At 67.5% G+C, this 791-nt stretch carries 1 protein-coding gene; it reads right to left on the bottom strand.

From position 1 onward, the window contains the following. Positions 1–791, bottom strand: a 791-nt coding sequence (locus AC0L3B_RS38140) for a DUF1522 domain-containing protein (protein WP_473382690.1), incomplete at both ends; no start/stop codon positions are given.

The following is a 791-nucleotide window of genomic DNA, read 5'->3' on the forward strand; positions in this document are numbered from 1 at the left end:
GTCACCGTCGCGGTGCCGCTGGCGTTGGACGCAGACTGCACGCCGGTGGCAAGGTCGATCGCCTTCAGGAGGTCGGCAACGGTGGCGCCGCCGAGATAGACGGTCGAGTTGCCGCTTCCATCGGTGACGAGGTTGCCGGCAACGCCGGAGCCGGCCGGAACGTTGGCCGGAACCGGCGCATTGCCATCCTTGAAGCTGATGACATGACCGTCGACGTTCAGCGTCGAGCTGGTCTGGAGCAGCGAGGACAGCGTACCGGTGCCGGTGGTGCGGTTCGCCTGCACCGTCGCGGTGCCCGAACCCGCCGATGCGGTGAGGCCCAGCGCCTTCAGGGCGTCAGCCTTGCCGGTCAGCACCAGATCGGCGCCGGTCGTGCTCTGCAGCGAGATCTGACCGCCCGTGATGCTCGATGCGGTCTGGCCCGCAGTCTGAGCGAAGGCCGCCGTGCCCGCGGTGGAGGTGATCGTCGCCGTTTGCGTGCCGCTGGCGAGATCGAAGGCGTTGACGAAGTCGCCAACCGTGGTGTTGGCATTGAGGTAGACGGTCGAGTTGCCGGAGCCGTCGGTGACGACGTTGCCGAAGACACCGCTGGTGCCACCGATCAGAGTGGCTGCACCTGGGGTCGCCGCGGACTTCACGGTGACGGTCTTACCGTTGACGCTGAAGGTGTCGCCGTCAGCGAACTTGGTGGTGGCCTGCGTGGTCAGCGCGCCACTCGCACCGTAGATCAGCGTGGTGCCGGAGATGTTGGCGGGGGTACCGGCGTTGTCCTGCGTCACGGCGCCGGTGAG

The sequence above is a fragment of the Bradyrhizobium sp. Kon56 genome, assembly GCF_055807635.1.